This window comes from Streptococcus suis, from assembly GCF_902702775.1.
GTDB classification, from domain to species: domain Bacteria; phylum Bacillota; class Bacilli; order Lactobacillales; family Streptococcaceae; genus Streptococcus; species Streptococcus hashimotonensis.
On record NZ_LR738724.1, the window covers coordinates 1,618,741 to 1,642,000 of the forward strand.

The following is a 23,260-nucleotide window of genomic DNA, read 5'->3' on the forward strand; positions in this document are numbered from 1 at the left end:
CTCTCATCAGTCTTGGGACTGATTCTCTTCTTTTTTTGCAAAATATTCTCGGACAATTGGCGCGACTTCTGTTCCGTAGAGTTCGATAGCACGGAGGACATCTTCATGTGGCATAGAGCCGATTGGGAGATGGAGGAAGAAACGGTCCAAGTCAAGTGTTTCAATTGTCTTAATAATTTTTTCAGCGACTCGTTTTGGATCTCCGACGATGGTTGCCCCTTCGTCAGTCAGGGAGTAGAGATATTGCGCCTTGGTCATCTCGCTCCAATGTGGGCGGTCTTTGGCAATATTGTCCGTAATTACTTTGGTTGGATGATAGTATTCTTCCACAGCCTTGTCATGGTCGTCTGCAATCCAACCCCAAGAATGAGCTGCAACTTTCGTCTTCTTTGGATCATGACCTGAGTTGCGGGCAACCTTGCGATAAGCATCGACTAAAGGTTTAAAGCGATGGGCACCTGCACCAATGACTGCATACACAATAGACAGGCCTTTCTTAGCAATCTTGATGGTGGATTCTACATTACCCCCAGTTGCCACCCAAATGGGAAAATCTTCCTGAACAGGACGTGGATAGACTGGCTTATTATCGACCGACTGGGTAAAATGCCCATCCCACTTGAGATTGGTTTCCTTGTCAATTTCCAGAAGCATATCTAGCTTTTCATCGAAGAGTTCTTCATAGTCATGGAGATCATAGCCAAACAAAGGGAATGATTCCGTAAAGGAACCACGACCCGCCATGATTTCCGCTCTGCCATTTGACAAAGCATCAATGGTTGTGTACTGCTGATAGATCCTTACAGGGTCCATGGAGGAAAGGATTGAAACTGCTGATGTTAGCTTGATATGCTTGGTATTGACGGCACCAGCTGCCAGCACAATCTCAGGTGCAGAAACCGCAAAATCTTCTCGGTGATGCTCCCCAATCCCATAAACATCAAGCCCCACCGCATCTGCTAGTTCGATTTCTTTGACTAGCTGACGGATCCGCTCGTCGTGGCTGTAAGTTTCCCCTGTTTTTTCTAGTGGAGTTGTTTCGCCAAATGTTGAAATACCTAATTCTACCATGATGTATTCTCCTTTGAAATCACTATTTCTTAATTGATGCGTTTATTTTATCTCTAATTAGTGATATAGTCAATTGATTTGTTCAAAAAATAAAACGACTAGGAAAACCTAATCGTTTCAATAGATTATTCATAGCGCAAAGCTTCAATTGGATCAAGCTTAGATGCTTTGTTAGCAGGTAGTACACCAAATACAATACCAACTACCGCTGAGAAAGCCAGACTTCCCAGAACAACTGGAATTGAAACTTCAGCAGTTATTCTTTCTCCCATCGCCTTGCTCACATTGAGCAAGAAGACTATTGTTTGGGCGATTGCGAGACCGATTGCTCCACCAAGAGTGGTCAAGACCATGGCTTCTATCAAGAATTGCATCAAGATATTGCCTCGGGTTGCTCCAAGCGCTTTTCGAAGGCCGATTTCACGAGTCCGCTCGGTTACTGATACCAGCATGATATTCATGACACCGATACCACCAACTAGCAAGGAGATACCTGCGACAGCACCGATAAACAAGGTAACACCAGACATTTGAGATTTAAACTCCTCCAACATGGCTGACATATCATAAATCTCATATCTCGCTTCTTTCAATCCAGTCGCTTTAGTCAAGTAATCTGCAGCGGCCTGACCAACTTCTGTTGCCCGAGTAACATCTTCAACATGGACATAGATTTGAGAATTCTCTTTCATACCTGTTTCAGCAGCCAGCTGCGTATTAGTCATGACGGCATTTCCGCCTGAATTCATTCCATAAATAGCTGTCCCTGCTTTTGGATCTTTGTAAACTCCTATTACGAGATAAGCATTGCTATTGACACTAATCGTCTGATTGAGAGAGTCCTCTATAGAACCAAACAACTTCTCAGCTAGTGCCGTATCTAGCATAATCATACGTGAAAAACGACTATAATCGTTAGCTGTAAATTGACGACCAGCTAAAATTTCATATTCTTTCACAGCAAAGTAATTCTGACTGACACCAGTAATGGTGACATTCTCTGCTTTTTTATTGCCTGAACTGACTTCAGCCATGTTACTGATACTGGAATAATAGCTCGATACACCATCAATCTCTAGCAATCCTTTTAAAGTAGAATCCGTCAAATCTGGCTCTTCTTCTAAGATTGGCTCTTCCGTCGATACTGTTCCAAATGGACCGAAGGCTGTGCTTGAGCTGGAGAAGGCAGTAAAGTAAACTTGAACATTATTTTGATCGCCAGCTAGAGACTTTTCTATGCTCTTGGACATCCCTGTACCCATGGCAACAATAATGACAACTGCAGCCACACCGATTATGATACCTAACATCGTAAGAAGAGACCTCATTTTATGAGCCATAATAGATTTGAGGGCGAATTTCCAATTTTCCATCTAAACTCCCTCCCTTCGACTATCTTCGGTAATCACTCCATCACGTAGGACGATTTTTCGTTTTGCGTAAGCAGCAATCTCAGGCTCATGTGTAACCATGATAATGGTCTTTCCTTCATTATTCAACTCCGTCAGAAGTTGCATAATCTGCTCGCCTGTCTTGGTATCTAGGGCACCTGTAGGTTCATCCGCTAAAATAATAGCCGGAGTATTGACTAGTGCACGCGCAATAGCCACCCGTTGTTTTTGACCACCAGACAATTCCGATGGTAAATGCATCATCCGCTCTGCCAACTCAACTTTTTCAAGATATTGTTGAGCTAGTTCCTTACGTTTGCTTGATGGAACTCCAGCATAAATCAAGGGTAATTCTACATTTTGAAGGGCATTGAGTTTCGATAATAGGAAAAATTGTTGGAAAACGAAACCGATTTGGTCATTCCGAACCTGAGCTAATTTTTTCTCAGAAAGTTGACTGACCTCTTCACCTTCTAACCAATAGTTTCCTGAACTGGAACGATCTAAAAGCCCGATGATGTTCATAAGGGTTGATTTACCTGAACCAGAAGGTCCCATAATAGCAAGAAATTCTCCCTCTTCCACCTCTAAATCAATATCCTTTAGAACTCGGAGCTCTTGATCACCATTTTTGTAGGATTTATTGATATTCGTTAATCTAATAAGCTGGTTCTTCATTGGCTTCAACCTCTTTGCCATCTTCGAGATCCGGAGTTGGAATGGTAATAACCTTATCACCTACTGCTACGCCAGCAGTCACTTCCTGGTTCAAAGCATCTGCGTTTCCGAGAGTGACTTCCACTTTCTTAGCTTTTCCATCAACCAGGGTCCACACATAGTTTTTATCTTCTTCTGGCACAACTGCGGACACCGGAATTAAAATGTTTTTACTTGTATTGACAACCTCAATATTTACAGAAAATCCTTGCTTCAACTCACCTAATTCACTAGTTAGAGCTGCCTTAAATGGATATTTAGCACCTGAACCACCAGTTCCTGTTGTAACTGCGGCACCAGCTTGATCACTAGATGGGTAGTTTGAAATATAGGTAATTTTCCCTGTCCAAGTCTTATCAGGATACACCTTGCTAGTCAGCTTGACCTCTTGATCCACTGCAATATTAGCCAAATCGTATTCTGTCAAACTACCTGTTACTTGCAAACTACCTTGGTTTACAATATGTACAACTGTCTGGCTAGATGTAGAGTTCTTAGAGACAGCCTTATTCACTTCAACAACTGTACCAGCAACGGTGCTAGTTACTGTCGCTTCAGTTAAGGCTGCATAGGCTTTATCGACCGCAGCTTGAGCATCTGCGTATGAATCATTCAAGTCTGCCAACTGCATATCTACTGAACGTTGTGCAGTAGCAGTTGCGGCAGCATCTGTTTCTGCATCACCAGTTGTTTGAACAGTTTGACCATTGGTTCTTAAGTCTTCAATTTGGCGACCAATCTTATCACGACCACGAACAGCAGTATCCAAAGCAGACTGCAACTCTGTAGCATCATAGCGAATCAAAGGGGTGCCTACTTCGACCTGAGTACCTGGAGCAACTAGAACCTCACTCAAATCTCCCTTAGAAGGATCATAGTAAACATACTGCTCATCTGCTGCTGTAATCGTTCCTGTAAGTAGCGTTGAGGAAGCAATCGAGCCCTCTTTAGCAACAGTATAGGTCATACTCATGGCTACTTCTTCTGAAGATGGTGACGACGTTAGCATATTGCTAAAAATCAAGGCCCCACCTACTAGGGCAACTGCGACTACTCCAAGGCCGCCAAACAAAGCAATTTTCGCTTTCTTTGTCTTTAACATAACAAACTCCTTTTCTTTATAAAACATACTTATTTTGTGTTGTCTATATAATACACAAATACAAGAACAAATGCAAGTTTTTTCCTAACTATTTTATAAAAAGTTCGGCAATTTTCCCACTTACATTTTTGTAAGGTAACGTAGCGGATTTTTGATTGACACACAAAAAAACGTTACAATGAATATAGTTACTGATTTTATTGGAGGAAATTTATGAAAGTGTTTGATATTATCGCTATCGGAGGCGGAAGCGGAGGCATTGCTACCATGAACCGAGCCGCTATGTACGGTGCCAAGGCAGCAGTTATTGAGGGAAGCTATCTAGGAGGGACCTGTGTTAACCTTGGCTGTGTACCCAAAAAAATTATGTGGTACGGTTCTCAGGTAGCAGAAGCCATCCAGCATTATGGACCTGAATATGGATTTACTAGCCAAGAAGTGACCTTTGATTTTGCCACCTTGCGTAAAAATCGCGAAGCCTATATTGAGCGTTCACGCGCATCCTACGGTAATACTTTTAACAATAACGGAGTAGAAGTTATCCAGGGTTTCGCACGTTTTGTGGACAATCAAACGGTTGAAGTCAATGGTGAGCTGATTCGTGCAAAACACATTGTCATCGCAACTGGCGCCAAACCGGCAGTCCCTGCTATTCCTGGTAGTGAGCTAGGGATTGTATCTGACGATGTCTTTGCATGGGAAGAATTACCTTCTTCTGTGGCTGTGATTGGTGCTGGTTATATCGCTGTGGAAATGGCCGGTCTCCTACATGGACTCGGTGTCCAAACTGACCTCTATGTTCGTGGCAATCGCCCTCTTCGTAGCTTTGATACCTACATTGTTGATGCCTTGATGGAAGAAATGCAACGTACCAATCTTCCACTCCATACCGGGAAAACTCCTGTCAGTCTTGAAAAAACTGATGATGGACAAATCCAGATTAACTTTGCTGACGGTAGTAACCATATTGCTCAGAAGGTCCTTTGGGCAATTGGACGTAAACCAAATATTGACAAACTCAACCTAGAAGCAACTAGTGTTCAACTTACTTCTTCAGGACATATTTCTGTCAATGAATACCAAGAAACAGCTGTACCAGGTATCTATGCCCTCGGTGATGTGACTGGTGAAAAAGAATTAACACCCGTTGCAATCAAGGCAGGTCGCCTTTTGGCAGAACGTTTATTTAACAATAAACCAACCGCAAAAATGGATTACACAACCATCCCAACTGTCGTCTTTTCTCACCCCGCTATCGGAACAGTTGGTCTAACTGAGGACGAAGCGATTGCCCAATACGGTCAGGACAATGTAAAAGTCTATACTTCAGCCTTTACTTCTATGTACACTGCCCTAGAAAACAACCGCCAAATGGCCAAGTTTAAATTAGTAACCGTAGGAGAAAATGAAAAAGTCGTTGGTCTGCACGGCATTGGCTATGGTGTCGATGAAATGATTCAAGGATTCTCAGTTGCTATCAAAATGGGAGCTACAAAAGAAGAATTTGATGCCGTTGTCGCCATCCATCCGACAGGTTCTGAAGAATTTGTTACTATGCGTTAACTCAATTGAAAAAGTCCAGACATGAAGGTCAGCACTGTCTGGACTTTTTCTTATGGTAATATAGCAATTGCTCGCACTGGTGAACCCGAAGCCTTCTCCCAATGAGGAAAAGCGATTGAAATCAATGCGCCTGTTGGTGGTACCTGATCCAAGTTTGCCAATACTTCCAACTGATAAATATCTTTTGATAGGAGATAGTATTCTTCTGGTAAACTTCCTCCGTGTTTGGCTGCAGATACTCCTGAATCGGTATCCAATGTTTCATGACCAACTGCTTTCACCTGACGTTCTTCAATCAAATATTCTAGAGCTTCATGACTCCATCCTGGTGTACGTTGAACTCCATCTTCGTCTAGATTACGAATGGCATCTTGACTGGGCCAGCGCTTTGACCAATCCGAACGAAAGGCAACAAAAGATTCTGGCGCTATCGGGCCATATTCAACCTCAAAGTCTAAAATATCCTGCTTAGTTATCTCATAGTCATTATTTTCTATAACAGCAGCTGATTTATCAATAACGTAGAGTGGCAGGAGTAAATCTTTCAAATCAATCTCATCAAGATAACGAGCTCCTTCTACAAAATGAATCGGAGGATCAATATGGGTTCCATACTGCCCCACAACCGTAAATTGTTCGACAAAGAAGCCATCCTTATGAGTAAATAGGGCTTTCTTTTCGAGAGCTGGTAGCGCAGGGAAATGCGGGCTCTTTTCATTGATTTGGTGAGTCAAGTCTACCCAAGTTTTAGATTTAAGAGTACGGTAAATATCAAGTAATTCTGTCATAGAAATCCTCACTTTCTTTTTTTATTATTCTAGCATAGGTATAGGTTGTTTTACATATAATTTGTTGTTTTTTACTATATAAGTTTCTTATTAGTTGTTATAAAAATCACCTATGGAGTTGTTACAGCCGATGAAAGAGCATTGACTTTCTTATCCAATCTCACTATAATTTTTGTTAACCATAAAATTTTAAGAGGATAACAAATGAAAACAACTTCTATCAAATCACTTGTTTATATCGCTATTGGAACAGCCTTAATTTCCACCCTTTCACAAATCAGTCTGTCTATTGGACCTGTACCATTTACATTACAAACCCTGGCTATCGGCTTAGTAGCTTGTCTATACAAACCCAAGGAGGCAATTACAAGTGTCAGCTTATATCTAGTTCTTGGCGCTATCGGTTTACCTGTTTTTTCCGGTTTTTCTAGTGGCTTTGCTGCACTCACAGGACCGACATCTGGCTTTCTATGGGGGTTTCTACTCTACACTATCATCACTTCTGCCCTCACTAAATCAGACTCCTCACCAATTACAATTTTTCTAGCCTGCCTACTTGGAACAAGTATCTGTTTCCTTCTCGGCTGTTTTGTATTTAAGCTAGTTTCAGGTGCCAGTTGGACTGACACTATCGGATGGACTGTTCTGCCTTTCATTCTTCCTGATTTAGCTAAAATTACACTAGTCATGATTTGTCATCGCTTATTGCAACCTGTTATCAAAAAAGAAGCCTATTTTGCTTAGGCTTCTTTCATTTATTTATTAGCAAACGCATCGAGTAAAACTTGAAATTCCTCATTGCTAAGAGTGATCCCTTTCCCCATCTTGGTATGGTCAGGACTCCAGGTACGGATGTCATACTTGGCTGGTGCGCCATTAAAAGATACTCGATTAAGCTCCTTGGTCCATCCTTTATCATTTTCAGATAAGACCAATAATTTTTCTTCAATTTCAAATGTAAATTCTGCCATTTGTTACCTCCTCGCTTATCTATTCGAAAAAGCTTGTCATTTTTATAAAAATTAGATAATATAATTATATCAAGTTTGAAAGGATTATGCCATGAAGAGGTTTTTAGAAGTTATTTTCGAGCAGATCACCGTCTTTTTAGAACATGGCAAAGCTCCTAAGTCTATTGAGCCAGATAGCAAGGAAGAAATCAAGAATAACTTGGAGCTGGCTTTATATAAAAAAGCTGCAGTCCATGTCATCTATGGTGATCGTAGTTTCACAGGTGACATTGTGAAATATGATACCAATCGCCAACGGATTATCATGAAAAATTTCAAACGTCAGGTTACCAGCATTATAAAAATCGAGGACATCAAAAAAGTTACCTTGGTTCCAGATAGCATCAAGACTTCTCAACAACAAACAAAAGGCTGAAATTTCAGCCTTTTGTTTGTTTATGCACGAATAGTTAGGGATTGCCCATCTTCTTGGTAGAGGTTGATGAGGCCTGATTTGCAGGCACGGATCATGTCGCCAGGATAGATTTCACGGTCCAGCTTAATAGTTAAGAGTTCCATCGGCTTGTTGGCACGGTCAATCTTTTCTCCATTTGAATCATGCAAGTCCTGAATAGTCGTTTCAAAATGACGGAAACCTGGTCCGTAAAACTCTACTTGGTCGCCTTCGTTGATAACATTACGCTGACGAATGGTTGCAGTCATGGTTTCCTTGTCAAAGGCCACTACTTCGGCGATGAATTTGTATTCTGGAATTTTACGGCGGGCACCGAAGAGCTGTTCGTTTTCGCTCGGTGGGCTGTAGTAGAAACCTGTTGCCAATTCGCGTTGGGCAACCTTCCACATCTCATCAATCAGGTCTTGTTTGATCGCTTCAAACTTTTCTGGGCTTTCAAGATAAGCATCTACCGCAGCCTTGTAGCAGTTTGTTACGGTTGATACGTAGTGGACGGATTTCATACGGCCTTCAATTTTCAGGCTATCGACCCCATTTTCAATCATGTCTGGAATATGGTCGATCATACACATATCCACCGCAGACATGGAGAACTCCTCTGGTATTTCCCCCTTAATCGAACGGCGTTCTTCGCCAAAAGGTAGGTCGTAGAGGTTGTACTTCCAGCGGCAAGACTGGGAGCAACCACCGCGATTGGCATCGCGTTTGCTCATGTGGTTGGAGAGGACGCAGCGACCTGAGTAGGAGATACACATGGCTCCGTGAACAAAGGCTTCAATCTCAACGTCTGTCCGTTTACGGATTTCAGCCACCTCTTCCATGGTCACTTCTCGGGCTAAAACGACACGGGTCAAGCCCAATTCCTTCCAAAACTCAAAGGTTTCGTAGTTGGTAGATGATGCCTGGGTTGACAGGTGGATTTCAAGACCTGGTGCTTCGGTTGCACAGATAACGATAAGGGCTGGGTCGGAAACGATAACCGCATCCAAGCCCATGTCTCGTAGTTCACGGAACCAGGCTCCCGCTCCTTCTTCATTGCCTTCGTGGGTGACCATGTTGGCAGCTACATAGACCTTGGCACCACGGGCATGGGCATATTCGATCCCTTCCCGCATCTCATCCATGGTAAAGTTCCCTGCACGGCTACGCAGACCGTAGGCCTGGCCACCGACAAAGACAGCATCAGCACCATAATCAATGGCTACCTTCAATTTCTCCAAAGTCCCAGCAGGTGACAAGACCTCGGGACGCTTTAATGTTTTTGACATAATAAACTTCTTTCTATTTGCGACGGTTTCCACGTGAAAACGATACTTTTTCATGTGGAAACCTAGTGCAGAGTCTAGAAAATCGCCCAAAGGCGTTTTCGTGCTCTGACCTTACATAGTAAGTGACAGAGCTAACTCTGCCAGGATAGAGTAAGTAAAATAATAAATATATGATTAAACTGAAACTTATTTGACTTTATTACGATCAAATTCGTAGAAGCCTGTATCCAAGCCACGCTCTGCGGGGTGGAGCTTGCGCACCTGTTCATCCAAAAGGAAGGCCTGATCATAAGTGAATTCGCCTTTTTCAATCAAATCTCTTGCTTGAACAAAAAGCTTAACAATTTCAACAAAGTTCTGACCAGGGCAATAGATGCCATCCAGTTTCCAATTATGATAACCATGTTCATCTAATTCTGACAGCTTGGTCATCATATCAATGTCATTGTTGATAAAGATATGGGTACCATGCTTGTCCTCGAAGATAGAATAGTGGCTATCTGGGTCGCTCGGCTCTGCTAAGAAAAGTCCGCGTCCACGTGACAAATCTGTCTCATCAGCCTTTGTAAAATTGTAGTAATTCTGTAACAAGGTTCGTTTAGAATGGTGAATAACAGAGGCGCCGTAGACCAAGATTTCCGCTGGCATTTCCAAGTTCTTAGCAATATCAAAGAGTTCTTCTGATGGAATCTCTCTTGCCAAAACAGCCTCTACTGCTCCATGATCTTTCCAAAAGTTAATCTGACGGCTGGAAGTCACAAAGACAGATGTATCATAGATTAGCTTGAAATTGTAGCCATCACGTTTATTGATATAGAAAATTCCAGTATCTCCGACAACCAGATAATCAACCTTGATTTCCCTCATTAGCTCCATAAACGGTTTGATATTGTCCATCATATCTTGGTGCATGAGGGCATTAGCAGCGACCGTCAATTCCTTCCCTGCGCTATGAACTAGCTCTGCTATTTCCCTGAGTTCATCATAGGTAAAATTTGTTGGGATGCGAAGGGCATGGTCCTCTTCCCCAACATAAATACGGTCAACTCCTGCTGCAAGCAGTTCTTTGACCTGCTCAATACTTTCAGCTGTTGCTGTAATGATAATTTTTTCCATAAAGATAATTATATCAAAAAGAGAAATATCTGATAAGTGACTACCTGTATTTTAATGTTCAGACTTTTCTAATCTTTCTCTTGTAACATTATTGTAATATAAATGACATAAAAATTCAGCAATGTTATGGTATTCTTTAAGGAGCAGAAAAGGAGACGATATGGCATTAAGACACTATCAGTCCCATGAGTACCAGTACGAAGAGTATATCCCGAAAGAGAAAAAGGCTAATTTTCAAACCTATCAGGCAAAAAATACCAATAAAGAACGTCTAAAGGAATTGTTGTTTTTTGTTAATATCGCATTTTTTAGTTTGATAACAGTCATCGCTAGTTATGTCTATCTATCCATAGGCATTCCTGTTTTTATTGCCATCATATTGGCAAGTGCGACGGGTTTTCTTGGACTACGTTTGGTTCAAATTGGGCTAAAGAAGAAATTTAAACCCAAACAAGTTATAAGAAAAAATGAATAATGAATTATAAAGGCAGAGAAGTTATCCTCTGCCTTTTTTGAATGAACTACTGCCGTCTGTAAACAATTGATTCTCTGCACCTCTTAATGTAGTCTGGTAATTCTCTATTTTATAATCTAAACGATCTAGAGCTTGCTGAATTTCCGACAAGCGTGACCGCAATTCTTCCTGCTCTTCTTTTAGTAAATCGATCCGAGCTTCCACTGTACTATCTCCAGCCTGCACCAAGCCCATGTACTCAATCAAGCGCTCAATAGACATACCAGCACTCCTAAAACAGCGGATAAATTCTAAAATGGCTACATCATTTTCCACAAAATCTCTTACTCCAGAAGATTTTCTTGCAATTTTGGGAATAAGTCCTATCCGTTCATAGTAGCGAATGGTATCGGCTGATAGACCCGTCACTTGACTAACTTCTTTGATATTCATTCCAAGATCCCTTCTATATTTCGCTTATTATAGTCTTTTAGTTTACTTTTAGTACTCGCTTCAAAGGTTTGGAGAACCTTTGAAGGCTGGAGATAGTGCGAACCACGTTCGCTTCAAAAGCCACAGGCATAACTGGAGTTAGGCAAGGTGAGTTAACGACGTAATAAAAGATAAACTAAATGACGATATTTCGCTTATTATACACCTTGAAGTCCACTCCAAGTCAAGCCATTTTTAAAAAATCTGGGAAATCCCAGATTCTTGCTTACAAATATTCTCCCTTGACCACAAAGAAGGTGCCACGAATTTCGCCTGCTAGTTTGGAGCGTTGGCGGGCAAACTTGAATTTGCCTTCAAATTCTTTGGGAATATCAATGCCATCTGACAATTTGAAACCGACCGCTCGTTTGCCTCCTTCTTCTAGCGTATAGAGGACATTGACAGCCAGACCATTGTCATAAAAAACAAATGACCAAAGAATACCGTCTACCTCAAGCTGAGCGACATTGAGTGGAGTATAAGGAAAAACCATGTCCCGCTCTGCCAAGACCTTCTCGATGAAGGGCAGGATTTCAGGCTTTTCTTCCGGCGTAAAGACCACGAACTCCTGCTTATATTTGTTCCAGAAATAGCGGGCTTCATTGGCACGCAGACCGGCCAAGACTTCTGCGACTGGGCTGGTTTCCAAGCCCGTCGTTTCGACTTCTTTGAAATTAACTGTGTAGGACATCGTTTCTCCTTTAGTAAAAAAGCACCCGAAGGTGCTAGGTATTTACGCATTAAACGCTTCTGTCAACTGTGGCACCACTTGTTTCTTACGTGAAACGGCACCTGCAAGGAAGGCGTGGTTATTTTCCAACTTGAAGTTGAAGGCTGCTTCTACCTTGTCCATGTTGCTACCGAGCGCAAGGATTTCAGAGTTTGAGTTAACGATGTCTGTAATCATCAAAACAAAGTCAGAGTAACCATTTGCTGCTGATGCCGCTGTCATAGCTGCTTCGATTTCTGCTTGGCGTTCCAAGACTTCTGCAATGTCCACTGTGTTGACTTGGGCTACACGCACGTCATTTCCGTTCAAACCAAAGGTTTTTGCATCGATGTCAATCAATTCTTCTGCTGACTTGCTGGCAAGGTTGGTTCCTGCTTTCAAGAGTGCCAAGCCGTATTCTTCCAAGTTCACACCAGCAATTTCAGCCAATTCAGCTGCTACTTGTGGATCTGTTGCATGAGTAGTTGGCGATTTGAGCAAGAGTGTATCTGAAATCAAACCTGATAGGAGGAGACCAGCCACTTCTTTTGGAGGTGTTACTCCATTTTCTTTGAAGGCACGGTAAACGATTGAAGATGCTGAACCTACTGGCTCCAAACGCATGTATAATGGATTTGCCGTTTCAAAGTTTGCGACACGGTGGTGGTCAATAACAGCTGCCACTTCTACATCTTTGATGTCTGCGATTGATTGTTGGAATTCATTGTGGTCTGTCAAGATGACTTGGCTAACGCCTTCTGCCTTAGCAGACTCAACCACGCGCGGTGCAGTAACACCGAAATAGTCAAGTGCAAACGCTGTTTCTTCATTTGGCGTTCCAAGTGCAACTGCTTCCGCATCACGACCAAACACTTCACGCTCCAAGTGAGCCCAACCGTATGATGATGCAATGGCATCTGTATCAGGATTTTGGTGACCAAAAACTAAAAATTTAGACATGTCTACAACCTCATTTTTCTAATAATCTCCTACATTTTACCATAAATAGAAAGACTTGTGAACATGGACGGGTCGGGATTTGCCAAACGTTTTCAAAAAGAGTAAGATAGAAGGTAGCAATACAAAAGGAGAACCATATGAAATTTTCAGACTATACCTATGTTCGTCCAGATTATGAAGCTATCAAGGCTCAATTTTCTGACCTGACAGACCAGTTGGCTCAGGAAAGTGACTTGGAAACAACTCGTACACTAGTGGCAGCCGTTACCAAATTACTCAACTTGGTCGATACCCAGTACAACCTCTGGATGATCCGCCATACTATCGACATGAACGATGAGTTCTACAATGAAGAAACCAAGTTTTGGAATGAATATTCGCCACTTTTTGAAGAATTGACCACCAACTACTACCGTGTCATTGTCCAGACGCCGTACAAGGAAGAACTGTCAGACATCTTGCCTCAAACCTTCTTCATGCAGGCAGAAAACAAGCTCAAGACCTTCTCATCTGATGTGATTCCCTTGTTCCAAAAGGAAAATGAATTGACCGATGAGTACAGTAAACTGATTGCTGGTGCAGAGATTGATTTCCAAGGTCAGACTTACAACCTGGCACAAATGGGGCCATTCGGTCAATCAACTGACCGCGAGGTCCGCAAGGCTGCATCTGCTGCCACAACTGCCTTCTTTGAAAGCAAGGAAGCTGATTTTGACCGTGTTTATGATGAATTAGTAAAAGTCCGCACAGAAATCGCCCACAAACTTGGCTTCAAGGACTATGTGGAATACGGCTACCTCAAGATGAACCGTTTCGACTACAATCGTGACATGGTCAAGGTCTACCGTGAAGAAATCCTCAAGCACATCGTACCGATTGTGCAAGATTTGCGTCAACGCCAAGCCAAACGCTTGCAAGTTCCAAGCCTCAAGCACTACGACCTCAACCTTGAGTACTTGGATGGAAATGCTATTCCTCAAGGTGACCCTGACTTTATCGTCAGCCAAGCCCAAGACATGTACCGCGAATTATCCGCTGAAACGGGCGAGTTCTTTGATTTCATGATTGAGCATGAACTCTTGGATTTGGTCGCAAAACCAGGAAAAAACAGCGGTGGCTACTGTACCTATATCCCTGACTTCAAGAGCCCATTTATCTTCTCTAACTTCAACGGAACCAGCGGTGATATTGATGTTTTGACCCACGAAGCAGGTCACGCCTTCCAAGTCTATCGTTCCCGTTGGATTCAAAGTCCAGAAGTTGTCTGGCCAACCTATGAAACCTGTGAAATCCACTCCATGTCTATGGAATTTATGACTTGGCCGTGGATGGACCGTTTCTTCAAGGAACAAGTAGATAAGTATAAATTCACCCACTTGGCAAGCGCCCTACTCTTCTTGCCTTACGGTGTCTTGGTGGACCACTTCCAGCACGAAGTCTATGAACATCCAGAAATGACACCAGCAGAACGCAAGGCAACTTGGAAAAAACTCCAAGATCTCTACTTGCCAGACCGTGACTATTCCGAGTCAGAAGCCCTCAACCGCGGTATCTTCTGGTACCGTCAAGGTCATATCTTTGCTAGCCCATTCTACTACATTGACTACACCTTGGCCCAAGTTTGTGCCCTTCAATTCTGGAAACGTACGCAGGTAGATCACGATGAAAAGGCTTGGGAAGACTACATCCGCATCTGTGATTTGGGTGGTACCAAGTCCTTCTTGCAAGTGGTTGAAGCCGCAAACCTCCAATCACCGTTCAAAGAAGGTGCCCTCGAAAGCACCGCCAAAGCTGCGGCCGAATGGTTAAATGCAGTTAAGGATGACGAACTATAAAACACAAAAATCTGAATGAACAACTCATTCAGATTTTTTTGATTTGACAAAGTTGATGTATTTTTCCCCAAAGGTTTCGATTTGCTCCAGAACCAATTTAAATTCTTGACCAATCTCGCTTAATTCATACTCCACTTTTGGTGGAACTTGGGCGTAAACCTTACGCATAATCAAGCCGTCTTCTTCTAATTGACGCAACTGCTTAGTCAAGGTTGCTTGGGAAATCCCTTCTAACCGCCGATGCAATTCATTAAATCGAATCGGTCCGTCCTCAATATGATGCAATAGCAAAATATTCCATTTCCCTGACAAGACTGTCTGCGTTGCCAAGTAAGGACAGGCATAAACATTTTTTGTATGATAATCAGGCATCAAACTCCTCCTTTTTTCCTTGAATCGCCACATTACTTTAGAAAAAGATAGTGACTATTCAAAAAAATCGTACTTGTATTTTGAACTGTATTTGCTACAATCATACCATAAACTACGAAAGTAGGAAAGAATTTTCTTAAGAGGAGGATATATGTCTCTTATCTCAACTTTCAAAAAAATCTTTACAAAGAAGGAAGAAAAACAAATGAAGAACATCTTATTTATCGTCGGTTCATTGCGTGAAGGTTCATTTAACCACCAAATGGCTAAACAAGCAGAAAGCATTTTAGAAGGTCAAGCTACTGTAAGCTACCTTGATTACAAAGATGTCCCATTGATGAACCAAGACCTTGAGACACCTGTCTTGCCAACAGTCCAAGCTGCACGCGATGCCATTATGGCAGCAGATGCCATCTGGATTTTCTCACCCGTTTACAACTTTGCTATCCCAGGTACTGTGAAAAACTTGATTGACTGGCTCAGCCGTGCCCTTGACTTGTCAGATACACGTGGTCCATCTGCCCTTCAAGACAAAATCGTTACCGTATCATCTGTTGCCAATGCTGGACATGACCAAATGTTCGCTAGCTACCAAGCTCTATTACCATTTGTTCGTATGCAAGTCGTAGGTGAATTTACAGGTACAACTGTCAACCCAGAAGCATGGGGAACTGGAGAATTGGTCTTGTCAGAGGAAGCCATTGCCGGTTTGCAGACCCAAGCTCAAGCATTGTTGGAAGCTTAATGCCTATGTACAATTCCCAATTTGAACTGGGCCATGTCGCCCTCAACGTCCGCGATTTAGAACTCCAAAGCCTGTTTTACCAACAAGTCTTGGGGCTCCAAGTTCTCTCCCAAAGCTCAAAGCAGATTGACCTTGGTGTTGGAAAAAACACCCTTGTCCGCCTGATTCAAACAGAGCAGAACGGCGAAGTCAGCCACAGCTACGGCCTCTACCACTTGGCCATTGTCCTACCAAGCCGTGAAGACCTTGGTAGCATTTTCCGCCACTTTATCGACAATAAGATTCCCCTCCAAGGTGCCAGCGACCACGGTTACAGCGAAGCCATTTACCTAGCCGACACCGAAGGCAATGGCATCGAAGTTTACCGCGACCTGCCTCAAGACACTTGGGATGTCCGCCCAGATGGCCGCATCGTCGGCATTACTGAGCCTATGGATGCTGAAACGATCTATGCTTTAGGGAAAAAAGCTGACGCAGCCTATCAGATGCCAGCTGGCAGTCGCATGGGCCATGTCCATCTATCGGTCCGAGAAAGCGTAGCTTCTAGCCGATTTTACCAAGAGGTCCTAGCTATCGAGGATAAATTCTCCGTCCCATCTGCATCCTGGTTAGCTTCTGGCGACTACCATCACCACCTAGCTGTCAATGAATGGGGAGGAAAAAATCTGAAAACCAGAAAAGAAGGCATGCCAGGACTTGCCTACTATACGGTCATTTATTCCAATCCAGAAGCTTTTGAAGCAACCTTGAATCGTGCCATTGCCGCAAACCTAAATCTTCAAAGACTAGACAATAGCGCAGCCTTTGTCGATGTGGATGGTATCAAAACCAAACTTATCTTAGAATAGAAATAAGAAAGGGAAATGCCTGAGCACTCCCTTTCTTTGTTTATTTGATCAAACCTAGATCATATTTCATTCCCAAAATCCGTTTGACGGATTGGTCAATCCGTTCCTCTGTAATAGTTCCAGCTTTTACTTGTTCGATAATATAAGGAATTTGACTGGCATAACTTGAAGACAATATCATATCTGTCCCAGCTTGAATGGTCTGCAAGGCACCTGTATCTTGATCTACAAATTGGACCAAGCCTTGCATATCAAAATCATCCGTCATAATGACACCCTCAAAACCAAGCTCATTCCGAAGAATTTTATTGATTTCAGGTGAAATGGATGATGGGACATTATCAATGGCAGGTACGATATTGTGGCTAACCATGATAGAGTCTGCACCCGCCTCAATCCCAGCCTTAAATGGAAGAAAATCATTGGCACGCAATTCTTCTAAACTACGATTGTCATAGACCAAATCCGTATGCGAATCCGCATTATCCCCATAACCCGGGAAATGCTTCAAGGTCGAAGCAAATTGTTCCTCTTTCAACAATGAAACCAATTGACCAATATAGTCTGAAGTGGTTTTCGCATCCTGTCCAATAGTCCTATCGTAGATAAAAGATGATGGATCGGTGGACAAATCCGCAACTGGGAAGAATCCTGCATAGATTCCCTCTTCCTTTAAAAGACTGGTCTTCTGCTTGGCATCCGACAAAATTTCCTCAATGCCGCCAGCTTGGTACAGTTCCAAGGGTGATGCAAAAGGTGTTTCCAGAAGTTGACTAATCCTCGTTACCGTCCCACCTTCCTCATCTGAAGCCATTAATAGCGGCACTTTTGAAAGTGATTGATAAGAAGCAATCTCTTCTTTAACTTGCTCCAGTGTCTTACCTTCAAAATCACTTGCAAATAAGATATAGCCCCCAAAATGATAGGTTTCCAATGCCTCAGTTTGTCCTGCAGATGGCATCCGAGCAAAAATCATCTGTCCGACCTTTTCTTCTAAGGTCATTTGATCTAGATAATTTGCAATCACTTTGTCCCTAGCAGATATTTCTTGGCTAGATGATGTCGTTGCAACTTTGGTTTGCTCCTTTTGTATTCGATCTCCCAAAAAGAACAAGCCTAGCATAAGCCCAATAAACAAGAGACAAGTGATACTTGTCCCTAACACATTAAATCTTTTCCGCATCAATCTCCGACCTCTTCACTATTATCCCTTAATTCTATTCAAGTACTCCTGATAGGTTTCTGTCTCCATCAATGCCTTTGCATTTTCCACTCGAGCCTTCGTTGGGGGCTTAGTCCCCTCTAGTGGATAGGGTCTGCCCAACTCACGCCACTTAAATTCACCAAGATTGTGATAAGGTAACACCTCAAAACGTTCGACATTTTTTAATGTTTTAACAAACTTACCAAGTTCAATCAAGTCCTCATCTCGGTCAGTCAAATTCGGTACCAGGACATGACGAATCCAAACAGGCTTACCAATGTCTGATAGATATTGAGCACATTCTAAAATAGTCTTGTTACTATGACCTGTCACAATGCGATGTTGCTCAGGATTCATTTCCTTAATATCAAGGAGCACCAAGTCTGTTACTTCCATAAGCTGACTATATTTTTCCAAGTAGCGTTCTGTCTTACGGAAAGTCAACGCACAGGTATCCAAAGTAGTGTGAATCCCTTTTTCTTTTGCAAGGGTAAACAGAGCAATTAAAAAATCAATCTGGATGGTTGCTTCACCACCTGAAACGGTAATACCCCCTTCTTTTCCCCAAAACATACGAAAACGCAGGGCTTCATTCAAGACATCTTCTGCCGTTCTCTCAGTCGCTGCTGGATTGACCAGATCCCAAGTATCTGGGTTATGGCAATACTGGCAACGCATGTGACAGCCCTGCATAAAGACTACAAAACGTACCCCTGGGCCATCAACCGAACCAAAACTCTCTGTTGAATGAACCAAACCTGTCACTTTACGATAATCAATTTCTGTCATCATCTCATCCTCATCATTTTATAAGACTAGTATATCACAAAAATGAAAACGCTTCTATCATTTACTTTCTTTCTTTCATAACTATCATCTTCCGTAAAAAGAAAGCTAAAAGACTAGGTTGCCCTAGTCCTTATCAGCTTCTTCTTTCTCCAGTGGTGTAATCAAGAGTTTTAATTTTGTTACGCGACCATTTTTTACCTTATCGTTAATAAGAACTAGATGGTGATCTTTACTATCCACTTCAAAGGAAACCTTTTCGTCTTGGCTCGGAATGGTACCGACCCCTGTCAGATAATAACCAGCAATCGTGTCAACGTTATCACTTTCCAACTCCATCTCAAAATGCTCATTGAAGTCATTTAAGGTCATATTTCCTTGGACGATATAGGTGTTGTCAGCAATTTCTCGGACAAAAATTTCAGTCTTATCGGTCTCATCATCGATTTCCCCGACAATTTCTTCCAGCAAATCTTCCAAGGTAACGAGACCTGCAACTCCACCATACTCATCTAACAAGATGGCCATTTGATTTTGGGTATTTCTCAATGATGTCAACAAATCATCCACGAAAATCGTTTCTGGAACGAAGAGAGGCTCCTGCATAATGCGGCGGATGTTGAGATTGTCAAAGCCATTACTGAAAGCTTCTGACAAGATTTTCTTGGTATGAATCAGACCAATGATATTGTCCTTATCGCCATCATAAACAGGGATACGTGAAAAATTCTGCTTGAGGATAGCTGCCATAATGGTTGCTGTATCATCCTCAATATCCACCATGAAAGCATCCGTACGAGGAACCATTACTTCACGTGCCATCAGCTCATCTAAAGAGAACACACCTTGAAGCATTTCGATTTCTTCGGCATCTAAGGTTTTCTCACTCTTTGTCAAAATATATTCAATTTCATCCCGTGTCATCTGCTCATCCGCATCATCAAAATTCATAGGAGTAATACGGCTGATAAGATTCGTTGCAGCTGATAATAACCACACGAACGGACTCACAATTTTTCCAAGGAAAATAATCACAGGTGCAGTGACTACTGCCAGATTTTCCTTCATATTCATGGCAATCCGCTTAGGGTACAATTCACCAAGAACGATTGAAACGAAAGTCAACATAGCCAGTGCAAGCCAGTATCCTGCGGTTTGCGCTGTTGTTGAATTCCCCATCCATTTGGCAAATACAGCTCCCAAATCATTAGCCAAGCTGGCACCTGAAAGGATGGAGATGAAGGTAATACCGACCTGAATGGTTGATAGAAAATTGTTAGGATTCTCTAAAACTTGAAGCAAGCGAATATATTTCTTCTCACCGTCTGCGGCCTTTTGTTCTACTCTTGAACGATTTAGAGAAACAAGCGCCATTTCAGAGGCTGAAAAGAAGGCATTGAACAGGGTCAATAAGAATAAAATTAACAGTTGTAAATAGATGGTCTGACTACCAGGGTCTTCCATGATGTTCTCCTATAATAAAATTTATAACATTTCCATTATACCACAAATTCTAAAAATTAACATATTTCTTGTTATAAATAGTCCCTCATGTCTGTTTATGTTACAATAATCAAAAGGAATAGGAGAACAACTATGATTATTTCGATGAAGAATGTCCACTATAAACGACAAGGTAAAACTATTTTAAAAGACATCAACTGGGAATTTAGAAAAGGCGAGCGTTGGGCTATTTTAGGGCTAAATGGAGCTGGAAAGTCAACCCTCCTTCGTATTCTAATGGCTGAGTTTTGGAAGACCTCTGGTGACTTGACGGTTCTTGGAGTGGAGTTTGGCAAGGGAGATATTCCCAGCCTACGCACTAAGATTGGGGTCGTTGGTTCTTTCCTTGCAGAACGCTTTCCTATTGATTTGACAGCTGAACAGATTGTCTTGACTGGAAAGTACAAATCCTCCATCCTCTACCGTGAATACGGTCAAGCTGAATTGGATGAAGCCATAGACATGCTCAAAACAATCAAAGCTGAGCACTTGATTGGTCGGACCTATGCTAGTTTGTCACAAGGTGAACGCCAACTCCTGTTAATCGCCCGCAGTTTGATGGAAGAGCCGGCTATTTTGATTTTGGACGAGGCTACTGTGGGCTTAGACCTTTTGGCTCGCGAACGCCTGCTCCATCACATCGACCATATCTGCCAACTCCCAACGGCTCCTGCCATTATCTACGTCACCCATCATGCCGAAGAAATCACTGATAATTTCACCCATGTTCTCCTGCTCAAAGATGGGAAGGTCTTGGCACAGGGATCCAAAGAAGACATCCTGACACCTGAACTCCTCAGCGATTTTTATGGCAATCAGGTGGAATTGATTGACTTGGGTGAGGGAAGATTGTTCATTAAGCCGATATTATAAAAAACAAATCCAGCCCTAGTTTGAGCTGGATTTTAATCGTTCCACCATCACCAAAAATGGTGGGGTATTGACTTGGTTGAGTGGTTTGTAGAGCATGGCTGTAAAGACAGTCTGGTCTAACTGGCTGATAAAGTCTAAAACTGCATCCTTCTCAACCGCCCCACCCTCATGTCCATAATAAATCATGATGGCTAGGCGACCACCAACCACCAGACGGTCAAGAACTTTTTCAATAGCTTGAAGGGTGGTTGCAGGCAGGGTAATAACTGACTTATCCGCCGAAGGAAGATAGCCCAGATTGAAAATTGCTGCCTTGCATTCCTCCACATACTGATCTAGGTTTTCGTGTCCTGTCAAAACCAATTGGGCATTGGTCAAGCCAGCTTTTTCTAGTTTTTCAGCCGTTGTGGCCAGGGCTTGTTCCTGAATATCAAAGGCCACCACTTTTCCTGCTCGTTGGGCTAAAAATAGCGTGTCATGACCATTTCCCATCGTCGCATCGACCGCTAGGTCCTGGTCTGTTAATATCTCATCTAAAAAGGCATGGGCCATGTGTAAAGGTCTAAGCATTCTTTCTCCTTAAGTTAATAATTTTACATAATAATCGGTCAAGGTGGCTTCGTCCACCTTTTTGCGTTGCTGGAGCCACCAGCTGACCGTCTCCACAAAAGTCGTCACAACAAAATGCACCAGCAAATCCTCTGGAAGATTTCTCTTATCCTGCATGTAATCTTCAGCCACCTTTGGAAAAATGTCGTGTTTCAACTCCGCTTCCAGTTCTCTTAGAAAATAGGCATTGCGGGACAACAAAAGGCTGGCAACACGATTTTGATTGGTCCGAAAGTGTTTGAAAATATGAACCAACAAGGTCTTCACATCCGCATCTTCACGACCTGTAAATAAATGATGAAAGAGGTCATGACAAAGCTCTTCCAACAGGGCTTCCTTACTGGCATAGTGGGCATAGAAAGTGGAACGTCCCACATCTGCCAGGTCAATGACATCCTGCACGCGCATCTCGTCATAGCCCTTATCATTTAATAAGGTCAAAAAAGCCTGAAAAATAGCTCTTTTTGTTTTTGCAATTCGTCTATCCATTTTTCGTACATTTCAAACAATTTGTTCAGAAAAAGACAAACCGTTTCTCTTGTTTCTAGTTTTTCGGCCCATTACAGTGCATAATAAACCTATAAACAGTATAACACAGAAAGGGAATCTCATGTCATCTTCTAAAAATACATTTATCGCTTTTCTCCTCAATCTCAGCTTTTCTATCATCGAGTTTATCTTTGGCTGGCTCTTTGGTTCCAGCGCTATCTTAGCAGATGCTGTTCATGATTTGGGTGACGCCCTCGCCATCGGAAGCTCTGCCATCATGCAAACCTATGCCAACAAGCCTGCTGACAAGGTCTATCCCTTTGGCTACAAGAGATGGAATATTTTGGCCGCTCTCTTGACTTCTAGTATTCTGATTATCGGCTCCAGCTTGATCCTTGTGGAAAACATTCCCAATCTCTTCCATCCCCAGCCTGTCAATCAAGATGGGATGCTGGTGCTTGGGATTATCGCTGTCATCATCAATTTCCTTGCTTCCCGTATTGTAAAAAATGGCCATAGCCATAATGAATCCATTCTCAGCTTGCACTTTTTAGAGGATATTATGGGTTGGCTGGCGGTCATCCTTGTTTCCATCATTCTTCAATTTACTGATTGGTACTTTCTAGACCCACTTCTCTCGCTCTGTATTGCTATCTTCATCCTCTCCAAAGCCCTACCAAAAGCCTGGAATAATGTCAAGATTCTACTTGAAACAAGCCCGCAAGGAGTAAATCTTGAAGAAGTGAAAGGAATTCTCATGGCTATTGAAAATGTTCACGAAATCACTCAACTGAATGTCTGGACCATGGATGGATATGAACATTGCGCGACGGTGACGGTCAAACTGACAAATCCTGCTGTAGCAGACAAGACCAAAGTAAAAATACGAAATTCTCTCATTACCTTTGGTATTGTCCAGAGTACCATCGAAATTTTGTAA

26 protein-coding genes are annotated in these 23,260 nt (G+C 42.4%); 9 read left to right on the forward strand and 17 right to left on the reverse strand.

The annotated features are described in order from the left end of the window. Window positions 1-6: 6 nt before the first annotated feature. From GPW69_RS07855 to GPW69_RS07870, 4 genes are all read right to left on the reverse strand, one after another. Window positions 7-1,071 carry an LLM class flavin-dependent oxidoreductase gene (locus GPW69_RS07855; RefSeq protein WP_044681088.1) on the reverse strand — a complete coding sequence of 355 codons (1,065 nt, stop codon included), beginning with the start codon at window positions 1,069-1,071 and terminating at the stop codon, window positions 7-9. Between the two features lie 125 nt (window positions 1,072-1,196). Further along, window positions 1,197-2,444 carry an ABC transporter permease gene (locus GPW69_RS07860; protein ID WP_044681089.1) on the reverse strand — a complete coding sequence of 416 codons (1,248 nt, stop codon included), beginning with the start codon at window positions 2,442-2,444 and terminating at the stop codon, window positions 1,197-1,199. Beyond that, on the reverse strand, window positions 2,445-3,140 hold the full coding sequence (locus GPW69_RS07865; protein ID WP_044681091.1) for an ABC transporter ATP-binding protein: 696 nt from the start codon (window positions 3,138-3,140) through the stop codon (window positions 2,445-2,447). Further along, on the reverse strand, window positions 3,121-4,281 hold the full coding sequence (locus tag GPW69_RS07870; RefSeq protein WP_044761225.1) for an efflux RND transporter periplasmic adaptor subunit: 1,161 nt from the start codon (window positions 4,279-4,281) through the stop codon (window positions 3,121-3,123). The genes GPW69_RS07865 and GPW69_RS07870 overlap by 20 nt, the downstream gene beginning before the upstream one ends. Before the next feature lie 213 nt (window positions 4,282-4,494). On the opposite strand from GPW69_RS07870, the gene gorA reads away from it, so the two are divergent. Next, window positions 4,495-5,844: a glutathione-disulfide reductase gene (gene gorA, locus GPW69_RS07875; protein WP_044761224.1), complete on the forward strand. Its 1,350-nt coding sequence runs from the start codon at window positions 4,495-4,497 to the stop codon at window positions 5,842-5,844. Window positions 5,845-5,894: 50 nt separating this feature from the next. Here gorA and GPW69_RS07880 read toward each other — a convergent pair whose 3' ends face one another. Further along, on the reverse strand, window positions 5,895-6,632 hold the full coding sequence (locus GPW69_RS07880) for a cyclase family protein (RefSeq protein ID WP_044681096.1): 738 nt from the start codon (window positions 6,630-6,632) through the stop codon (window positions 5,895-5,897). 204 nt (window positions 6,633-6,836) lie between these two features. Between GPW69_RS07880 and GPW69_RS07885 the strand changes: the two genes are divergently transcribed. Beyond that, on the forward strand, window positions 6,837-7,376 hold the full coding sequence (locus GPW69_RS07885; RefSeq protein ID WP_074391754.1) for a biotin transporter BioY: 540 nt from the start codon (window positions 6,837-6,839) through the stop codon (window positions 7,374-7,376). A gap of 11 nt (window positions 7,377-7,387) precedes the next feature. Here GPW69_RS07885 and GPW69_RS07890 read toward each other — a convergent pair whose 3' ends face one another. Continuing rightward, a complete protein-coding gene (locus tag GPW69_RS07890; RefSeq protein ID WP_004194749.1) occupies window positions 7,388-7,603 on the reverse strand; it encodes a YdbC family protein in 216 nt (71 codons plus the stop codon). A 91-nt stretch (window positions 7,604-7,694) separates the two neighbouring features. Between GPW69_RS07890 and GPW69_RS07895 the strand changes: the two genes are divergently transcribed. Further along, window positions 7,695-8,018 carry a hypothetical protein gene (locus GPW69_RS07895; RefSeq protein ID WP_024384625.1) on the forward strand — a complete coding sequence of 108 codons (324 nt, stop codon included), beginning with the start codon at window positions 7,695-7,697 and terminating at the stop codon, window positions 8,016-8,018. Window positions 8,019-8,038: 20 nt separating this feature from the next. Here GPW69_RS07895 and GPW69_RS07900 read toward each other — a convergent pair whose 3' ends face one another. Both GPW69_RS07900 and GPW69_RS07905 read right to left on the reverse strand, forming a co-directional pair. After that, window positions 8,039-9,325, reverse strand: coding sequence for a peptidase U32 family protein (locus GPW69_RS07900; RefSeq protein WP_014637579.1), 1,287 nt, complete (start codon window positions 9,323-9,325; stop codon window positions 8,039-8,041). Between the two features lie 186 nt (window positions 9,326-9,511). Further along, window positions 9,512-10,441, reverse strand: a complete 930-nt coding sequence (locus GPW69_RS07905) for a peptidase U32 family protein (protein ID WP_024384623.1) — start codon at window positions 10,439-10,441, stop codon at window positions 9,512-9,514. A 160-nt stretch (window positions 10,442-10,601) separates the two neighbouring features. Between GPW69_RS07905 and GPW69_RS07910 the strand changes: the two genes are divergently transcribed. Beyond that, window positions 10,602-10,916, forward strand: coding sequence for a DUF3270 domain-containing protein (locus GPW69_RS07910; protein ID WP_044681101.1), 315 nt, complete (start codon window positions 10,602-10,604; stop codon window positions 10,914-10,916). A 21-nt stretch (window positions 10,917-10,937) separates the two neighbouring features. Here the strand turns inward: GPW69_RS07910 and nmlR are convergent, their stop codons facing one another. The 3 genes from nmlR to GPW69_RS07925 form a co-directional block, all read right to left on the reverse strand. Continuing rightward, window positions 10,938-11,348: a stress response transcriptional regulator NmlR gene (gene nmlR / locus GPW69_RS07915; protein WP_044681103.1), complete on the reverse strand. Its 411-nt coding sequence runs from the start codon at window positions 11,346-11,348 to the stop codon at window positions 10,938-10,940. Window positions 11,349-11,613: 265 nt separating this feature from the next. Then, window positions 11,614-12,078: a hypothetical protein gene (locus GPW69_RS07920; RefSeq protein ID WP_044673345.1), complete on the reverse strand. Its 465-nt coding sequence runs from the start codon at window positions 12,076-12,078 to the stop codon at window positions 11,614-11,616. A gap of 42 nt (window positions 12,079-12,120) precedes the next feature. Beyond that, complete coding sequence (locus GPW69_RS07925; protein WP_024387158.1) at window positions 12,121-13,056, reverse strand: manganese-dependent inorganic pyrophosphatase; 936 nt, start codon at window positions 13,054-13,056, stop codon at window positions 12,121-12,123. Window positions 13,057-13,193: 137 nt separating this feature from the next. Between GPW69_RS07925 and GPW69_RS07930 the strand changes: the two genes are divergently transcribed. Then, window positions 13,194-14,891, forward strand: a complete 1,698-nt coding sequence (locus GPW69_RS07930) for a M3 family oligoendopeptidase (protein ID WP_074391753.1) — start codon at window positions 13,194-13,196, stop codon at window positions 14,889-14,891. Between the two features lie 24 nt (window positions 14,892-14,915). On the opposite strand, the gene GPW69_RS07935 is transcribed toward GPW69_RS07930, so the two are convergent. Beyond that, window positions 14,916-15,263: a winged helix-turn-helix transcriptional regulator gene (locus GPW69_RS07935; protein WP_029171501.1), complete on the reverse strand. Its 348-nt coding sequence runs from the start codon at window positions 15,261-15,263 to the stop codon at window positions 14,916-14,918. A gap of 205 nt (window positions 15,264-15,468) precedes the next feature. Here GPW69_RS07935 and GPW69_RS07940 point away from each other — a divergent pair, with 205 nt between their 5' ends. Together GPW69_RS07940 and GPW69_RS07945 are read left to right on the forward strand one after the other, a co-directional pair. Then, the gene (locus GPW69_RS07940) at window positions 15,469-16,008 is read left to right on the forward strand and encodes an NADPH-dependent FMN reductase (RefSeq protein WP_029171500.1); all 540 of its coding nucleotides are present in this window, start codon (window positions 15,469-15,471) and stop codon (window positions 16,006-16,008) included. 5 nt (window positions 16,009-16,013) lie between these two features. Then, window positions 16,014-16,856, forward strand: coding sequence for a VOC family protein (locus tag GPW69_RS07945; RefSeq protein WP_044681204.1), 843 nt, complete (start codon window positions 16,014-16,016; stop codon window positions 16,854-16,856). A 40-nt stretch (window positions 16,857-16,896) separates the two neighbouring features. Here the strand turns inward: GPW69_RS07945 and GPW69_RS07950 are convergent, their stop codons facing one another. The 3 genes from GPW69_RS07950 to GPW69_RS07960 all read right to left on the reverse strand — a co-directional run bounded on the left by GPW69_RS07950 (window position 16,897) and on the right by GPW69_RS07960 (window position 20,310). Continuing rightward, window positions 16,897-18,039 carry a glycoside hydrolase family 3 protein gene (locus GPW69_RS07950; protein WP_044761223.1) on the reverse strand — a complete coding sequence of 381 codons (1,143 nt, stop codon included), beginning with the start codon at window positions 18,037-18,039 and terminating at the stop codon, window positions 16,897-16,899. Window positions 18,040-18,060: 21 nt separating this feature from the next. Continuing rightward, window positions 18,061-18,852 carry a pyruvate formate-lyase-activating protein gene (gene pflA / locus GPW69_RS07955; protein ID WP_024401711.1) on the reverse strand — a complete coding sequence of 264 codons (792 nt, stop codon included), beginning with the start codon at window positions 18,850-18,852 and terminating at the stop codon, window positions 18,061-18,063. A 120-nt stretch (window positions 18,853-18,972) separates the two neighbouring features. Further along, window positions 18,973-20,310, reverse strand: a complete 1,338-nt coding sequence (locus tag GPW69_RS07960; RefSeq protein ID WP_044762074.1) for a hemolysin family protein — start codon at window positions 20,308-20,310, stop codon at window positions 18,973-18,975. A 132-nt stretch (window positions 20,311-20,442) separates the two neighbouring features. Between GPW69_RS07960 and GPW69_RS07965 the strand changes: the two genes are divergently transcribed. Then, window positions 20,443-21,222: an ABC transporter ATP-binding protein gene (locus GPW69_RS07965; RefSeq protein ID WP_074391752.1), complete on the forward strand. Its 780-nt coding sequence runs from the start codon at window positions 20,443-20,445 to the stop codon at window positions 21,220-21,222. Between the two features lie 15 nt (window positions 21,223-21,237). On the opposite strand, the gene mnmM is transcribed toward GPW69_RS07965, so the two are convergent. Both mnmM and GPW69_RS07975 read right to left on the reverse strand, forming a co-directional pair. Further along, entirely contained in the window at window positions 21,238-21,792 is a 555-nt protein-coding gene (mnmM, locus tag GPW69_RS07970) for a tRNA 5-(aminomethyl)-2-thiouridylate-methyltransferase MnmM (RefSeq protein ID WP_074391751.1), read from the reverse strand. Window positions 21,793-21,801: 9 nt separating this feature from the next. Continuing rightward, window positions 21,802-22,320: a TetR/AcrR family transcriptional regulator gene (locus GPW69_RS07975; protein WP_074391750.1), complete on the reverse strand. Its 519-nt coding sequence runs from the start codon at window positions 22,318-22,320 to the stop codon at window positions 21,802-21,804. Between the two features lie 121 nt (window positions 22,321-22,441). Here GPW69_RS07975 and GPW69_RS07980 point away from each other — a divergent pair, with 121 nt between their 5' ends. Beyond that, window positions 22,442-23,260, forward strand: a complete 819-nt coding sequence (locus tag GPW69_RS07980) for a cation diffusion facilitator family transporter (protein ID WP_074391749.1) — start codon at window positions 22,442-22,444, stop codon at window positions 23,258-23,260.